The sequence below is a fragment of the Asanoa ishikariensis genome, assembly GCF_900107455.1.
Taxonomy (GTDB): Bacteria; Actinomycetota; Actinomycetes; order Mycobacteriales; family Micromonosporaceae; genus Asanoa; species Asanoa ishikariensis.
Map to the genome: position 1 here is coordinate 1,968,264 of NZ_FNQB01000001.1, position 15,929 is coordinate 1,984,192.

Here is a 15,929-nt window from a genome sequence, read left to right on the forward strand (position 1 = left end):
TATCTGACGTGGTGGGTGAGCGGCGGTCGGGCCGACCCTGCACACCATGAGATGGACTGTCAGCGCCGCCGCCACCGTCGCGTCGACCTACGCGCTGGACGCGTTCGCCGCCGCGGCGGGTGCTCTGGTCGTGATGTCGGGCGTACTCGCCGGGCTCTCGCACGGCTGGGTGGTGGTCGTTCTCGTCGGCAGCTACGTCCTCTGGGCGCTGGGACTGCGCACGAACCTGCGCGCGAACGGCGCACTGCTCGCGGCGACGGGCACGAGCACGAACGTCCTGTCGAAGGCCGCGTACGACCTGACCCGGCGCTTCGCGCGCAGCGAGCGTGCACCGCGCGTGGCGGCGGCCGTGGGCTACGCCGGCACGGAGGTCATCAAGGAACTGCCGTACTACGCGGCGGCGTTCGGTGCCGCGGCCGCCACGGAGGCGATCACCGGGGCGGACGCGCTGGTCTTCCTGGCGGGAGCCAACCTCGGGGCCGCCGTGTACGAGTACGGCCTGGGCCGCCTCACGTCGTGGTTCCTCCGGCGCCGGTTCGCGTCGTTCGAGCGCGACTGGGTGCCGGGTCGCTACCTGACCGACTACTACAGCACGGTCGAGCCGGACGAACTGGCGACGATCGCCTTCCTGGTCGACGCCCTGCGCCACGCGGACCGCGACCAACCGATCCTGTTCTTCGGCGTCGGCCCCACGATGCACCACGTCTTCGCGGCCGCGGACGTGGCCTCCGAGATCCACCTGGGCGATTACCTGCCTTCGAACCTGGCTGAGCTGCAACGCTGGATCGACCGCGCGCCGGACGCACACGACTGGCGCCCGTTCGTGTCGTACACGCTGCGCTGCGAGGGAGTCAGCGAGCCGACCGAGGACGAAGTGACCCTCCGCGAGGACCTCACCCGCAAGAAGATCACGGACCTGATCCAGGTGGACGCCCACCACCGCCACCCGGTGAACCGCCGATACGCGACGGTGATCAGCCCGTACTGCGCGGACTCGGCCACGGACAACCTGACGACGTGGCGACAGCTCATGCGCAACATCACGGACCTGGTCGAACCCGGCGGCCTGTTCGTCACCGCCGCGCTACACCAGTGCGCCGGCTATACGGTCGGTGACCGCCGCTTCCCGAGCGCGAACGTCAGCGAGGACGACCTACGAGCAGCCCTGCGCCCGGACTTCGACCGCTCGAACGAAGTGATCGAAGTCCACTCCACGAACCAGGACGCCACACACGGCTACGGCGGTGTCCTGCTCTGCCACGCCCGCAAACACCAGCCGCCCGAGCGCTGAGGGATCATCTGGTGGATGGACGTCGTCTGGGTGTTGGGTGGGCTGGCGGCCAACCCCGCGCTCACCCCGGCCGCGCTGGATCGGCTTGTGGCGGTCGGAGGGTGGGCTGTCGACGATGAGCTCGCCGCACGCGCTGACCTGACGGACCGCCACGTCGAACAGCTCGCCAGGCACGGCTCCATCTCCGCGCTGGTGACGCTGGTCCGCCGCCGGCGCGTGCCATTGGCGGCAGTCGAGCACCGGCCGTGGGCGATCGTCGCCTTGCTCGATGACCACGACATCCCCGAGGCATGGCTGTGGCGGGTAGCCGCCGAGCGGGACAGCGAGCTTAGGGCCGAGCTGGCGCTGGCCGCGGCCTGCCCGCCCGACCTGCTGCGGCTGCTGGCCCAGGACCCGGATCTCGTCAGCTCCGTCGCTGCCTCGGCGGCGCTCACGCCCGCACTCGCCGAGGAGTTCGCCCGCCATCCGGACGTCGTCGTGCGCCGGGCGGTCGCCGCCAACCGAGACGCGCCCGCCTCGGTGCTCGCGGACCTGGCTGCCGATATCGGCGACCGCACGGAAGCCGCCTACGAGCTCCAGCTAGCCGTCGCCGGCAACCCCGCTGCCCCGGTAGCCCCCGTGACGGCCCTGGTCGGGCACCCGTCCCGGCTCGTCCGGCTTGCCCTCGCGGAGCGGTCCGACCTGGATCCGGACAGCTATCGCGCACTGGCGCGCGACGTCGAGGTCCGACGGGAGCTGGCGGCCAATCCGGCGGTCGGTGAGCCGTTGATCCGCGAGTTGGCTACCAACGACCTGCGGCGGTGGATCTCGCGCAACCCGGCCCTGCCGCTCGACGTGCTGGCCGATCTGGCGGCGGGCATCCGCATCGGCCCTGCCCCGCTGCCGCGCATCGCCTCGGCTACCCAGGTGGAGATCCGCCGGTTCGCGGCTGGACCGCTGCGCGCGCTGCTGGCCCAGCACCCGGACCTGCCGGCGGACGTCGCCGCCACCATGCCCGACGACCCTGACCCTCGCGTGGCCAGGGCCGTCGCGTCGAATCCGTTGGTGACGGCCGACCAACTGCGCCGGATGACGGCTCGGCACGGTGGAGCCGTTGCCGCGGGTGTGGTGCGCAACCCGAACTGCCCGCGCGACCTGCTCGACGACCTGCTCGGCACGGAGGCCGGTCGCCGGCTGCTGCGCGCGGTCGCCGCGCATCCGAACGCCGCGCCCGCCACCGTCGCGGCGCTGCTCGACCACGACGATCACCTGGTCGCGTCGTCGGCTGCCGCGAACCCGGCGCTCCCGGCCGAGGCTGCCGAGCGAATCCTCGCCGTGGTCTCGGAATGTGATCAAGCGGGTAAGTCTGGGTCTTCGATCTGCTCCTGACCGGCCCTGTCCGTGGGCGCTTCTGTTGATCGAGGAAAATCGGGTATCTGCGTGCGGCTATGCATGATCGGGATCGCGAGGTATCGTGATCTTCGATCGGTGAATGCGAGCCGGAAATCGACGTGCTGCTGCTTCCACAAACGTCGACAATTTCTTTGCTCTAGTGCAAAGCCGGACTTTTCTGTTTATCCGGTGTCACTCGTTTTTCGTCCGACCTGACCTGATTAAGTCCGATGTGGATCGCTTCACGCGACGGCAGTCAGATTGCGGCGACAACGGCTTCCGTGAGTCCGGTGTGGATGATCCCCCTACCGGATCATTCGCGAAGCTCAGCCCCGAAAGGGGATGGCGGCGGGGCGCTCGGAGTGGATCGCCCGCCGAACGGCCAGTCGAAGCGTCGGGATTCCGACTTTGGTTCGCGGATCATCCCGTTCCGGGTGCAACGCTATTCGCGCCGCGGAATTCACATCCGGAAATGGCCGCGCTTTTGCGACCGCCGCTGTCGAAAAATTGCTTGGAGTCAGCATGAGTGGGGTTGCGGGAAAATTCATCCATAGTCGGTCGGTGCGCCTGGCGTCTGCGCTCTGCGTGCCGCTGCTCCTCATCGCGGGTGCGACCCCCGCGAGCGCCGGCACGTCGGTCAAGGCCGACGGAGACCACCAGCACGCGGTCCTCCGCGGTGCCGTCGCGGCGCCGAAAGCCGTGCCAGGCAAGCCTTTGCCCAAAGTCAGCGGCACGGTGGCGGTCAGGCCCTCGCTGCCCCTCCTCCCGGCGCCCAGGGGGCTCACGGGCCCGACCCGCACCTCCACCGCCCTCCTCGTCCCGCCGAAGTTGCAGCTACGGGCGCTGATCGTCGGTGTCGATGCCGCCGACTGGGGCGTGGCCACCTGGAAGCAGACCGTCGACCGGGTCGGTGCCGCGTACGACGTCCTCTATTCGAAGACCGCCCCGCTCACCGCCGCTGACCTCGTGGGGGTTGACGGAGTCGGCAAATACAACGCGATCCTGTTGACCAGCAGTTCATTGCTCTACGACGCCGGCGGCGGCAGTTTCGTCAGTGGCCTCGACGCGACCGAGTGGAACACGCTCTGGGCGTACGAGCGCGACTTCGCCGTCCGGCAGGCCGTGCTGTACACGAGCTACGGCGCCTGGCCCGAGGACTACTGCCTCACCGCGTCGTCCGAGGTCTCGGTCGGTGACACCCCGCTGTCGGCCACCCTTCCCGCCGCCGGGCAGGCGCTGTTCGACGACCTCAAGACCACCGCGGTCGTCAAGATCCAGCAGTCGTACGTCTACAAGACCCGCATCGCCGCCGGTTGTGCCGCGAGCTCGATCCTGCAGAGCGGCGCCGACATCCTCGGCGTGCAGACCACGTCCACCGACGGCCGCGAACGGGCCGCCCTGACGTTCACCTCGAACCAGTACCTGATGCAGAGCAACCTGCTCGCGTACGGCCTGTTCCGCTGGGCCAGCCGCGGCATGTACCTCGGCGACCAGAAGCACTACCTCCAGGTCGACATCGACGACTGGTTCAACTCGGCGGACCACTACACCCTGCCGAACGGCACCATCGTCACCGATCCGCCCTACCAGGTCTCGGGTCACGACGCCTACAACCTGCGACAGCGGATGAACAACCTGCGTTCGTGGTTCCCGTTGGCCAACGGCTTCACCTTCAGCCTGGCCTACAACGGCGCCGACGCGGACCTGACCGCCGTGTCCGGCTGCAGCCCCAACGGCGGCATCGAGACGCTGACCGCGACGAGCCGGTGTCTGCGCACCTACTTCCGGTGGCTGAACCACACGTACACGCATCCGGAGTTGAACTTCACCACGTACGCCGAGAGCGCGGCCGAGATCACCCAGAACCGCACGCTGGCCACGACGTTCTCGATGTCGCAGCCCAACACCGTGCTCAAGACCGGTGAATACTCCGGTCTGGGCGTCTACAACCCCGACCCGAACGACGACGTCAACCCGCCCACCGACTACGGGCTGGGCGCGTCGAACCTCAACTTCCTCCAAGCCGCACGTGACAACGGCGTCCAGTACGTGCACGGCAACATGTCGTTCGCGAGCCACGTGCCGTCGTGCTTCAACTGCGGCATCGACCACCCGCTCGAGCCGAGCATCATGATCGTGCCGGACTGGCCGACGAACATCGCGTACCACACGACCACGCCGGATGAGCAGACCCACTTCTACAACGGGTTCTACGGCCCCAACGGTCGGTTCCCGTTCTTCCCGGTCGACCAGACGTACGCGCAGATGAAGGACTACGAGACCAACGTGGCCCTGAGTCACGTGGCCACCGGCTCGATCTACACGCACACGTTCCACATCGCCAACGTCAAGGACTACGGCGGCGGCGAGACGCTGGTCACCGACTGGGCGCACATGGTGATGCAGAAGTACTCGGCCCTCTACAAGGTGCCGCTGCTCTGCCTCGACTGGGCGACCCTGGCCACCAACGTCAAGAACCGCACGCGGCACATGGCGGTGAAGGCCGCCGGCGCCAAAGCTGTCTACGACCCGTCGACCGGCACCATCGAGGTCAGCTCGCCGACGGCCGGCCCGCTGATCGTCACTGGTGCCAGCGCCGCCGGCTACACCACCTACGGTGCCGAGCGCACCTCGACCCTGACCATGGCCGCAGGCGGCACGACGACCGTCATCGCGAGTCCTCGGTCATGAAAGTAGCGCTGGTGTCGGAGGGCACCTACCCGTACGCCATGGGCGGTGTCAGTGTCTGGTGTGACCAGCTGATGCGCGGGCTCTCCGACTACCGGTGGGAGATGGTGGCACTCACCGTCGACAACTCGGAACGCCCCGTGTGGCGGCTGCCCGAGAACCTCGACCGGGTGACCGCGATTCCGTTGTGGGGCCCCGGCGGCGACCGCCGCCGGGGCGTCCCCCCGAAGGAGTTCACCGAGCCGTACCAGGAGTTCCTGCTCAGCCTGGTCACGCCGTTGGACCCTCGGCCGGAGCGCGCCGTCCGCGAGAACGTGCGGTTCATCGCCGCACTGCGCGGGCTGCACGAGTACGCGGCCTCCGGCGGCGACCTGTCGGCGGCGATGATGTCCAACCGCGCGCTGGCGATGATGATGGACGCCTGGCACACGATCCAGGCGGACGGGCTGACCCTGGCCGACGCCACGCAGGGCGCCTGGTCGCTGGAGCACATGCTGCGGCCGTTGTCGGTGCCCGCCGTGGAGGCCGACGTCGTGCACGCCTCGATGAACGGCCTGTCGATGCTGGTCGGCCTGGTCGCCAAGTGGACGCACGGCACCCCGCTGCTGCTCTCCGAGCACGGCATCTACCTGCGCGAGCGCTACATCTCATACCTCGACGAGGACACGCCGCACCCGGTGAAGGTGCTGATCCTCAACTTCTTCCGGTGCCTCGCCGGCGGCGCCTACCTGGCCTGTGACGCGCTGGCACCGCACTCCGGCTACAACCGGCGCTGGCAGCTACGCAACGGCGCCGAGCCGGATCGCATGTGGACGATGTACAACGGCGTCGCCCCCGAGTCCTTCCCGCCCGCGCTGGAGGAGCCGCCGGAGCCGACGATCGTGTTCGCCGGCCGGGTCGACCCGCTCAAGGACCTGCACACGCTGATCCGGGCGTTCGCCATCGTCCGGGAGAAGCTGCCGGACGCACGGCTGCGGATGTTCGGTGGCACCCCGGCCGGCAACGAGGTCTACCACGACAGTTGCGTGGCCCTCATCGAGGAGCTCGGCCTGACCGGCGCCGCCGTGCTGGAAGGCCGCATCGAGGACATGGTCGAGGCCTACCACAGCGGCAGCATCGTGGCGCTGACCAGCATCTCGGAGGGTTTCCCGTACACGGTGGTCGAGGCGATGGCCTGCGGGCGCACCGTCGTCTGCACCAACGTCGGCGGAGTCTCGGAGGCCGTCGGCGACGCCGGGTTCGTGGTCGCACCGCGCGACTCGGCCGCCGTGGCCGAAGCCTGCGTGCGGCTGCTCGACGACGCCGAGCTACGCCACGAGCTGGCCGCGAAGGCGCGCAACCGGGTGCTCGAGCGGTTCACGCTGGCCCAGTCGCTCGACGCCTACCGCAACCTCTACGAGCGGCTGTCCAACCCCGAGCTCACCGCCGAGCCGGCGCCTCCCGCGCCCGACATGGTGTACGTGGGCCGCGTGGCCATCTCGCGCTACGTCGGCCGGGTCGCCCGCGAGATCACCGCCGAGCCGGCGGTGCCGGAAGCGCCGGCCGAGCCGCACGTCGGCCGCGCCACGGTCAACCGCTACGTCGGCCGGGTCGCACAGTCCGACGTCGAGTCCGCGGAGCAGGCCGCATGACCCTCACGTCGGGGCAGCCACGCGCGCCCATCATGGCCGCGGCCCGCGAGGTGGCGGCCGACGCCACCATCGCGATCACGGCCGGCATGGTGGTCACGCCACCGGTGGTCGAGGGCGCGAGGTTCTCCGGCGACCCGCTGGACGCGCTCGTCGACCGGGTCCGGGAGTCGGCCGGCCGGGCGGTCGACGCCCTCCAGGTGGCCGCGCTGCTCGAGGCCGACGGCGTCACCGACCGGGTGGCCCGCGCCGTGTACGGCTTCACCGACGTGTTCTACCTCGCCGAAGACGTGTTCCGCCGGGCCGGGGGCGGCGTGCGCCGCCTGCGGCCCGTGGCCCCGCCGCTGCGCGACCCCGCGCGGGCCGCCCGGGAGATCGCGCACGGCGCGCTCTACCTGCTGCCGGGTGCGCTGTTCCCGGCCGTCGCGGCGGTCATCTCGCCCCGGCCGCTGCTGGTCGCCCTGCTGGTGGCCGGTGTGCTGGGCTGGGTCTGGGCGGCCGGCGCGAGCTGGCTCGCCTTCCAATGCCTCAACGTCGACGACGAGCTGACCGCCGGCCGCGTGCTGGCCTGGTCGACGGCGGCCGGGATGGTGGTGGCCGTCCTCGCCGGCGTCGGAGTGACGATGGCGGTCGGCGGCGGCGTCACCGCCGCGGCCCTGGTGCCGGGCGTCATGGCGTACCAGATGGCCAGCACCGCACTTGTCTTCTACCGCCTGGAGCTGTGGCTCGCGCTGCTGACGGCGCCCGCCGCGGTGCTCGGCGTCGGCTATCTCCTGGGGGAGATCCAGCTCGTCTGGGCCCTGGGCACCGTGACGGCGTGCGTCGCCGCCGCCCTCGTCGCCGGTGTCTGGCGGGCGCTGTGGGCCGGCAAGGGACGCACCGTCTCGGCGATCGGCGGACCGCGCGGGCTGTTCCGCGGCCGGATCGGGCCGCTGGCCTGGGTCCTGCTCTACAGCGCGCTCGCCGCCACGTTCCTGCTACACGCGCAGGTTCCCTACCTGCTGTCGAATGTGGACGTAGTCCTGGTCGTCCTCGCACTGATCGTGACCATGGGTGTGGTGGAGTGGCGGTCCCGGCGCTTCACGGAAGAGGCGCGACGCCTACTTACCCGGGTCCGCTACCCGAAGGAGTTCCAGCGTCGGGTCTGGGTGCTGCTCGTCGGCAACCTGGTCGCGTGCTGGCTGACGACGGCCGTGTTCGCGGCGGCCATCTGCTGGGGGCTGTGGTCGCTGGGCCGGCTCAGCCCCGACGCTCTGGCCATGGCCGGCGCGCAGGTCGCGATGGCGGGCGCCTACTTGACGGCGTTCGTGCTCGCCGGCCACCTGCGCTACGGCTGGCTCTGCGGCTGCCTCACGGTGGCCATCGCGGCGAGCCTCGGCACGCCGCACCTGATCGGGGCGTCACCCGACGTACCCGCGACCGTCTTCTACCTGGGCAGTGCCGTGCTGCTGCAGATCCTCCTGCTGGTGGGTCTTTCTCCGGTGCTGAGCCAGGTCTCGCGCTACCGCTGACGAACTGGGGGTTCAACATGCATGCGGTGATCCTCGCCGGTGGAAAGGGTGTGCGGCTGAGGCCGTACACGACGGCGTTGCCGAAGCCCTTGGTCCCGATCGGCGAACGCTACGCGATCCTGGAGATCATCCTGCAACAACTCTCCGACCAGGGCTTCCGGTCGGTGACCATCGCGATCAACCACCTGGGCCACCTGATCCGGGCGTTCGTCGCCGACGGACGCCGATGGGGCCTGCGCGTGGACTACGTCGAGGAGACCGTTCCACTGTCGACGGTCGGGCCGCTGTTCGGGCTGACCGACCGCCTGCCGGAACGGTTCCTGGTGATGAACGGCGACGTGCTCACCGACTTGCGCTACAGCGACCTGCTGGAGCACCACGCCCTGTCGGGTGCGCCGCTGACCGTGGCGACGTTCACCCGCACCGTGAAGATCGACTTCGGGGTGCTGGGGCTGGAGAGCGGCCGGATCGTCGGGTTCACCGAGAAGCCGAGCTACCACTACCCCGTGAGCATGGGCGTCTACGGCATGTCCCGCGAGACGCTCGCTCCCTACCCGGCGGGGCTCTCGTTCGGCTTCGACGAGCTCATCCTCGACCTGGTCGGCCAGGGCTCCTATCCGTCCACGTACGCGTTCGACGGATTCTGGCTCGACATCGGCCGGCCCGAGGACTACGACGAGGCCAACCGCAACTTCAACGAGCTCGAGCCGATACTGCTGCCGGCGCGGGCCGGGGTGGCCGCATGAAGGTCCTGCTCTTCGGCGCGTCGGGCTTCCTCGGCGGCCGGGTCCGCGAGGCCTTGGCGGCCGCACCGAGGGTGACCTCGGTCGACTGCCCGGGCCGCGCACGCTGCGACCTGGTCGCCTCGGGTGTCGACGAGCTGACCGACCTGGTGCGGGCGGCGGCGCCGGACGCGGTGGTGAACTGCACCGGCCGGCTCAGCGGCACCGGTTACGACCTCGCGCTGGCCAACACGCTGGTCACGGCGAAACTGGTCGAGGCCGTCGCCACGGCGGCGCCCGGCGCGCGGCTGGTCCGGCTCGGGTCGGCCGCCGAATACGGCGTCGTGCCCGACGGCGTCGCGGTCAGCGAGACGGACCCGTGCGAACCCGTCAGCGAGTACGGCGTGAGCCACCTGGCCGCGACCCGGCTGCTCGACCTGGCCACCGCCGCGGGCCGGGTCGACGGCGTGACGATGCGGGTGTTCAACCCGGTCGGCGCCGGCATGCACCCGGACAACCTGCTCGGCCGGGCGGCCGCCCTGATCCAGGGTGCCGCGCGCGACGACGCCGACCACGTGACGCTGGCGGCGCTCGGTGCGTACCGCGACTTCGTCGACGTCCGCGACGCCGCGGCGGCGGTGACGGCCGCGGTGACCGTGACCGACCCGGCGGCCCGGGTGTTCAACGTCGCCAGCGGGATGGCGGTGACCAGCCGGGAGGCCGTGGAGCTGCTCGCGAAGGTGTCCGGCTGGTCGGGTGAGATCCGCGAACGCGGCCTCGGCCCGGCCCGCTCGGCCGCCGTCAACTGGATGCTCGGCGACATCTCGCTGACGCGGGCCGTCCTCGACTGGCAACCGGTGCACTCCCTCGGCGACTCGCTGTGGGACGTCTGGACCGGCGCCGGCGGTAACTGACCGATGGGGGTTCGTCGCATGCTGGCCTTGCTCGGGACGGCCGTGGTGGTCACCGCGGTCGTGCCGGCGTGCTCCGGCGACCCCGCACCACCATCGGCGTGCTCGCACCCCGACACCCAGGTCGTGTCGGCGGGTCGCCTCGACGGTGCTCCTTGGACTTCGGTCAAGACCTGGCTCTACCAGCTCCAGGGGTACGAGGGAGGCGGGCTGGACGCGATCGCCGGTGCGCGGGCGGACCTCGCGGTCATCGACCTGGCGCGCGACGCCAAGTCGGACTTCTTCCGGAAGGAAGAGGTCGAGGCCGTCCGCGCCTCGGGCAAGCGGGTGCTGGCCTACTTCGAGATCGGCAGCATCGAGGACTTCCGGCCCGAGCACCGCGCCGTCGTCGACAGTGGCCTGGTGCTCAACCGCTGGGACGACTGGCCGGAGGAGCACTTCGTGTGCTTCTGGGAAGAGCCCTGGTGGGAGATCGCCATCCGGCCCCGGATCGACCAGGCGCTGCGGGCCGGCTTCGACGGGATGTACCTCGACACGCCCCTCGCGTACGAGGAGATCGACCTTGATCTGGTTCCCGGAGCCACCCGGGACAGCCTGGCCGCCGGGATGGCCGCGTTGATCGTGCGCATCAGCGCGTACGCCAAAGAGCGCTCGCCCGGTTTTGGGGTGTTCCCGCAGAACTCACCGGAACTGCGCCACCAGCGCGGCTACACCGCCGCGATCGACGGGATCGGCATGGAGGAGCTGTTCTTCCTCGCGACCGACAAGCCGTGCACCGAGAGCTGGTGCGCGGAGAACCTCGCCGAGACGCGCGCCCTGCGCGCCGCCGGCAAGCTCGTGCTCGCCGTCGACTACGCCGTCGACCGCGACAACATCCGCACCGCGCGCGACAGGTACGCCACCGAGGGATTCGCCGGCTGCGTGACCGTCCGTGAGCTCGACCGCCCCTAGTAGCTCGTTCGAAGGAGTCGCTCCGTTATGCCCACGTCTGTTGGTGTCGTCGGGATGGGCTATGTCGGCCTCACCCTGACCGCCGCGCTCGCCCGCAAGGGCTTCGTCGTCCACGGGGTCGACGTCCAGCCCACCGTTATCGACCAGCTCAACCACGGCAAGCCGCACATCTTCGAACCCGGCGTGGCCGAGGCTTTCCGCGAGCACGTGGGCAGCTCCATCTTCGTCGCCGCCGACCTGCCGAAGTCCGGTGTGGACGTCGCCGTCATCTGCGTCTCGACGCCGGTCGACGAGCACACGTACCGGCCGAACCTCACCAACCTGGCCGCCTCGGCCCGGTTCGTCGCCGAGCAGTGCGCGCCGGGCACGCTGGTGGTCGTCCGCAGCACGGTGCCGGTCGGCACCACCCGGCGGGTCGTGCTGCCGGCCCTGCGCGAGGCCTGGGGCGACAACGTGCGCCTGGTGATGGCGCCCGAGCGCACGATCCAGGGTCAGGCGCTGCGCGAGCTAGTCGAGCTGCCGCAGGTGGTCGGCGGGCTCGACGATGCCAGCCGCGACGCGGGCCTGGCGTTCTTCGGTGGGCTGGCCCACGAGCTGGTGCCGGTGTCCAACCTGGAGACCGCCGAGATGGTGAAGCTGTCCAACAACTGCCACACCGACCTCATCTACTCGTACGGCAACGAGATCGCGTTGATCTCCGAGCGGCACGGCCTCGACCCGCTCGAGGTGATCCGCGCGGCCAACCTGAACTACCCGCGGCCCGACCTCGCCAAGCCGGGTTACGTCGGCGGCGGCTGCCTGTCCAAGGACCCGTACATCATGATCGACTCGGCCGGCGACCGCGAGCCGTTCCTGGTCGGCCGCGCCCGCGCGCTCAACGAGTTCCTGCCGACCCACGTCGCGACGACCGTCGTCGACCGCATCCGCGCGGTCCGCGGCTCGACGCAGGGCGCACGGCTGTCCGTGCTCGGCTGGGCCTACAAGGGCTGGCCGCCCACCGACGACATGCGCGGCACCCCGATCGCCACGATGATGCCGGTCTTCGCCGAGGCCGGGCTGACCGTGCTCGGCCACGACCCGATGGTCACCGACGACGTCATCCGGCAGTACGGCGGCCTGCCGGTCAGCCTCGACAAGGCGTTCAGCGAGTCGGACGCGGTGCTGGTCATCAACGACCACCCGGACTACCGGGCGCTGAACATCGACTCGGTGCTGGGCGCCAACCGCCCGGCGATCATCTACGACTCGTGGCGGATCCTCGACGAATCAGCGATCGCGGCGGCCGGGGTGCAATACGGGGGCATCGGCTACGTCGGCCGCGGCGGTGCGGGGGTGCCGGCGTGAACGTGCTGCTGCTCGGCGGCGCGGGCTTCATCGGCCTGCACCTGGCCCGGCGGTTGCTCGCCGACGGCCACTCCGTGACGATCGTCGACGACTTCTCCCGGGGTCGCGACGACAAGGACCTGGACTCTCTCCGTGCCCACGCTGGGGCTTCCATCCTGTCGGCGGACCTGACGTCTCCGGCCACGTGGGATTCGCTGCAGCACGGCTGGGACCAGATCTATGTGCTGGCCGCCGTGGTCGGCGTCCGCAACGTCTCGAACGACCCGTGGCGCACCGTCCGGGTCAACACCCTGGTGGCCATGCACGCGCTGGATTGGCTGGCACCCGGCGACAAGGTCTTCTTCTCGTCGACCAGCGAGGTGTACGCGGGCGGGGTCGACGCCGGCGTCGTGGCGGTGCCGACGGCGGAGGACGCCCCGGTCATGGTGCGCGACGTCTCTGAGCCACGGTTCGCGTACGCGATCAGCAAGCTCCTCGGCGAAGCCGGCTTCCTGCATGCTTCCCAGGCGCGCGGCTTCTCGGCGGTGGTGGGTCGCTTCCACAACGTCTATGGGCCGCGGATGGGCGCCGACCACGTCATCCCCGAGATGGCGATGCGCTCGCTGGCGGGGGAGGACCCGTTCCGGGTGTGGGGTGCGGACCAGTACCGGGCCTTCTGCCATGTCGACGACGCGGTCGAGGCGATGCTCCGGCTGATGGCTTCTCCTGAGGCGTTTGGGCAGGTGGTGCACATCGGCGACGACAGCCAGGAGACCAACATCGCCGACCTGGCGAAGCTGGTACTGCGCCTCACCGATCGCGACGCTGTTCTGGATCCCGCACCGGCCCCGGCGGGCTCGGTCGCGCGACGCTGCCCTGATCTGACTCTGTTGCGGTCTCTCACCGGCTACCAGCCGGCGGTCGACCTGGAGGAAGGTGTCCGCCGCACAATCGCGTGGTACCGGGACTGGCAGCCGCGATGATCCCCCACGACGAGGCGATCGGCTTCTACTACGGCGCCGGCCGCCTGGACGCGCTCCGCCGCTACCCGCGGGTGGTCCTGCAGTCCGAGTTCTACAGCACGGCGGAGCTCACTGTTCTGCGTGACGGTGGCACGGAGCCGATGGGCTACCTGTCGCTCTCGGAGGACCAGGGCCCGCCGGCAGCGTGGCAGCGCGAGGAACGCAACCCGGACTGGGGCGGGGCTTTCGTCCACGTCGGACACCCAGGCTGGGTTGAGCACATCGTCGGCCAGGCCAAGGCGGAGATGACGGCCGGGTTCACCGGGCTGTTCCTCGACACACTCAACGTCGAGCTGACGTATCCGGAGGACCTGCCCCATCTGCTGGCCCTGATCGCCGCGATTCGTGAGGAGGCCAAGCCGTCGTACATGCTCGCGAACCGCGGCTTCGGCCTGCTGCCGCGCATGACGGAGTTCGTCGACGGCATCCTGTTCGAGTCGTTCTCGGCCCGCTGGACGGACAACGGCTACGACGCCTGGCCGCCGGACGTGCTCGAGTACAACGCCCAGATCGCGGAGCAACTCCTGCAGTACGACGTCGACCTGTACGCGCTCGACTACGCGGACACGGAGGGCCTCACGGAGTTCGCCCACCGGCGCGCGGGCCAGTTCGGCCTGTCCTGCTTCGTCAGCGACCGCGCCCTGTCCCGCATTTGACGGACCGGAGATAGCTCAGCAATCATTGCCTCAATGTTTGCTGAGCTATCTCTGCGGGCCCGCACCCATGCGGCGCTGGGTGACCCGGCACGGCTCGCGATGGTCGACAGGCTTCGCATCGCCGGGAGAGTTGGCGCAGTCGCTCGGCCTGCCGACAAACCTGGGTGGCACACCACGTCCGCGTTCTCGAGGACGCCGGCCTGGTCCTGAAGACGCGGTCGGAGGGGCAGGTCCATCCCTGCGCGGGGTTCTCCGGTCGGGTCAAGGCTCGCCGAAGGCGCACACGAACCGGCTCGGCCTGGGCGCGGCCGGAGGTTCCCGAGTCGGTCCTGGCGCACGACCGAAGAGATCCCACGAGAACGCTGATCTCCGATGAGGGCCGGGGTCCGGAGCGGCGCCCCGGTGCTCCGCTGACAAACTCGGCGCGTGTCTCCTGATCAGACGTCGTCACCGGTCCCGACGGTATGGATCTTCCATGGGGAAGGCGCGCCCTTCGCCGCGGGCGTCTTCGTGTCCAGAGCCGAGGGTGTCGCCTGGGCACAGCGACACGGCGTGACTGGACAACTGACCGAGTACCTCGTCGGAGACGGCTGTTATGACGTGGCCGTCCGGACGGCCACGTTCAGACCGACCAAGCCGCATCACGGATCGCCGGGCCACATCGCGGGATTCTCGTCAGGCGGGGAGCACGTCCACATCGTCGATGGATTGCCAGACTGAGGCGAGCCCATCCCCGAGCCGGCCGGTGCCCGCCCGGCAGACCCGCCGCCCCAAACGGCCGCTGGAGCGACACGCGCTCCATCCCTGGCGACTTAGCTCTCGCCGAGAACAGCGATCACCGGAACGTGGGGTGTCCGGGGCTCGGCCCCGGAGCCAGAATGGCTCAAATCGCGCATGAGCCTGCTCATGAGCGATTTGAGCGGGCGACGGGAATCGAACCCGCACCGTCAGTTTGGAAGACGTCAACCGGCCAGGTCGCTGAGCGCGAAAGTGCAGCTCAGCGACCTGGCCGTCATGTCCGTGGGGTACCCCAGATGACCCCTTGCGGCACCGTCTACTGGCACGTGGATGGCACGGCGATCTTGGTTCTTACCTACCCCTCATCCCGGCGGCTGGATCTCCTCGGTCGGGCAGGTTCAACCCTGCGCAGGGTTCTCCGGTCGGGTCAAGGCTCGCCAAAGGCGACCGCGAAGCGGCTTGGCCTTGGCACGGCCAGAGGTTCCTGTGCAGCCGTCTCGGTGCGCGGCTGAGGAGATCCCTTCCGGAACGCTGATCTCCGAGGAGGGCCGGGGTCCGGGGCATAGCCCGAGTCACTTCTGTGGGTCTGACGCCTCGGTTGGCCCGGCCGTCTGTAGGTCGCCGTAGTCGCGTGCGAGGTCCAACAGACGTAGGAGGAGCGGTGGGGAATCCGCGGCTCACCGTGTGCCAGGAAGATGGCTTCGCTCGCGGCGGCGGGGGTGAACGGACCGTCGGGCGTTAGATCCGGAATGCGGATCTCGATGTAGTCGTTCCGGCCCGGATTCTGTTCGGTCTGGTACAGCTCGTAGCACCAGGCGTCATGGTCGCCATCATAGAAGTTGTTGACCTCGAAGACCTTGCCGCCGTAGGTCCACTGATGCTGTGACGCGTACTCCACGCATGACAGGCTGCCAGAGCCAGAGAGCCGGCCGGCGCGCGCGGCGGGCCGGAGGTCCAGAGCGCAGTGCCGGGCCGGCGCGCCGCGCTCGCGCGGCGCCTTGATTCATTAGAGGTGGAATCGGCAGACGCATCCGCTGGCGGCCATCTCGGTCCGCCTAGTCGCTACTTTCGGGCAGGTACTGTCGACCGAAACCCAGGTAGTATCCATGGCCTCGGC

The 15,929-nt window shown here is 69.8% G+C and carries 13 protein-coding genes; 12 read left to right on the plus strand and 1 reads right to left on the minus strand.

Translation table 11 applies throughout. The annotated features are described in order from the left end of the window. Positions 1-46 precede the first annotated feature (46 nt). From gntF to BLV39_RS45085, 12 genes are all read left to right on the plus strand, one after another. Positions 47-1,291, plus strand: a complete 1,245-nt coding sequence (gene gntF, locus BLV39_RS09365; RefSeq protein ID WP_090789325.1) for a guanitoxin biosynthesis pre-guanitoxin forming N-methyltransferase GntF — start codon at positions 47-49, stop codon at positions 1,289-1,291. Between the two features lie 15 nt (positions 1,292-1,306). Then, positions 1,307-2,659, plus strand: a complete 1,353-nt coding sequence (locus BLV39_RS09370; protein WP_090789327.1) for a hypothetical protein — start codon at positions 1,307-1,309, stop codon at positions 2,657-2,659. 564 nt (positions 2,660-3,223) lie between these two features. Further along, positions 3,224-5,353, plus strand: a complete 2,130-nt coding sequence (locus BLV39_RS09375; RefSeq protein WP_239083989.1) for an Agd3-related carbohydrate-binding protein — start codon at positions 3,224-3,226, stop codon at positions 5,351-5,353. 11 nt (positions 5,354-5,364) lie between these two features. Beyond that, positions 5,365-6,981 carry a GT4 family glycosyltransferase PelF gene (gene pelF / locus BLV39_RS09380; protein ID WP_239083988.1) on the plus strand — a complete coding sequence of 539 codons (1,617 nt, stop codon included), beginning with the start codon at positions 5,365-5,367 and terminating at the stop codon, positions 6,979-6,981. Further along, on the plus strand, positions 6,978-8,489 hold the full coding sequence (locus BLV39_RS42920; RefSeq protein ID WP_090789334.1) for a hypothetical protein: 1,512 nt from the start codon (positions 6,978-6,980) through the stop codon (positions 8,487-8,489). Before pelF ends, BLV39_RS42920 begins: the two co-directional genes overlap by 4 nt. Before the next feature lie 17 nt (positions 8,490-8,506). Further along, on the plus strand, positions 8,507-9,235 hold the full coding sequence (locus BLV39_RS43585; protein ID WP_204082943.1) for a sugar phosphate nucleotidyltransferase: 729 nt from the start codon (positions 8,507-8,509) through the stop codon (positions 9,233-9,235). Continuing rightward, entirely contained in the window at positions 9,232-10,125 is an 894-nt protein-coding gene (locus BLV39_RS09390; RefSeq protein ID WP_239083987.1) for an NAD-dependent epimerase/dehydratase family protein, read from the plus strand. Before BLV39_RS43585 ends, BLV39_RS09390 begins: the two co-directional genes overlap by 4 nt. Positions 10,126-10,143: 18 nt before the next feature. After that, positions 10,144-11,073 (plus strand): glycoside hydrolase family 191 protein, encoded by a 930-nt coding sequence (locus BLV39_RS09395; protein WP_176984823.1) that lies wholly within the window; start codon positions 10,144-10,146, stop codon positions 11,071-11,073. 27 nt (positions 11,074-11,100) lie between these two features. Then, positions 11,101-12,417, plus strand: a complete 1,317-nt coding sequence (locus tag BLV39_RS09400) for a nucleotide sugar dehydrogenase (RefSeq protein WP_090789338.1) — start codon at positions 11,101-11,103, stop codon at positions 12,415-12,417. Then, positions 12,414-13,379, plus strand: a complete 966-nt coding sequence (locus BLV39_RS09405; protein ID WP_090789340.1) for an NAD-dependent epimerase/dehydratase family protein — start codon at positions 12,414-12,416, stop codon at positions 13,377-13,379. The genes BLV39_RS09400 and BLV39_RS09405 overlap by 4 nt, the downstream gene beginning before the upstream one ends. Continuing rightward, complete coding sequence (locus BLV39_RS09410; protein WP_143049696.1) at positions 13,376-14,074, plus strand: hypothetical protein; 699 nt, start codon at positions 13,376-13,378, stop codon at positions 14,072-14,074. Before BLV39_RS09405 ends, BLV39_RS09410 begins: the two co-directional genes overlap by 4 nt. Before the next feature lie 426 nt (positions 14,075-14,500). Then, a complete protein-coding gene (locus BLV39_RS45085) occupies positions 14,501-14,794 on the plus strand; it encodes a DUF7710 domain-containing protein (protein ID WP_425304684.1) in 294 nt (97 codons plus the stop codon). A 445-nt stretch (positions 14,795-15,239) separates the two neighbouring features. On the opposite strand, the gene BLV39_RS42235 is transcribed toward BLV39_RS45085, so the two are convergent. Next, positions 15,240-15,710, minus strand: a complete 471-nt coding sequence (locus tag BLV39_RS42235; RefSeq protein WP_143049697.1) for a hypothetical protein — start codon at positions 15,708-15,710, stop codon at positions 15,240-15,242. Positions 15,711-15,929: the final 219 nt, after the last annotated feature.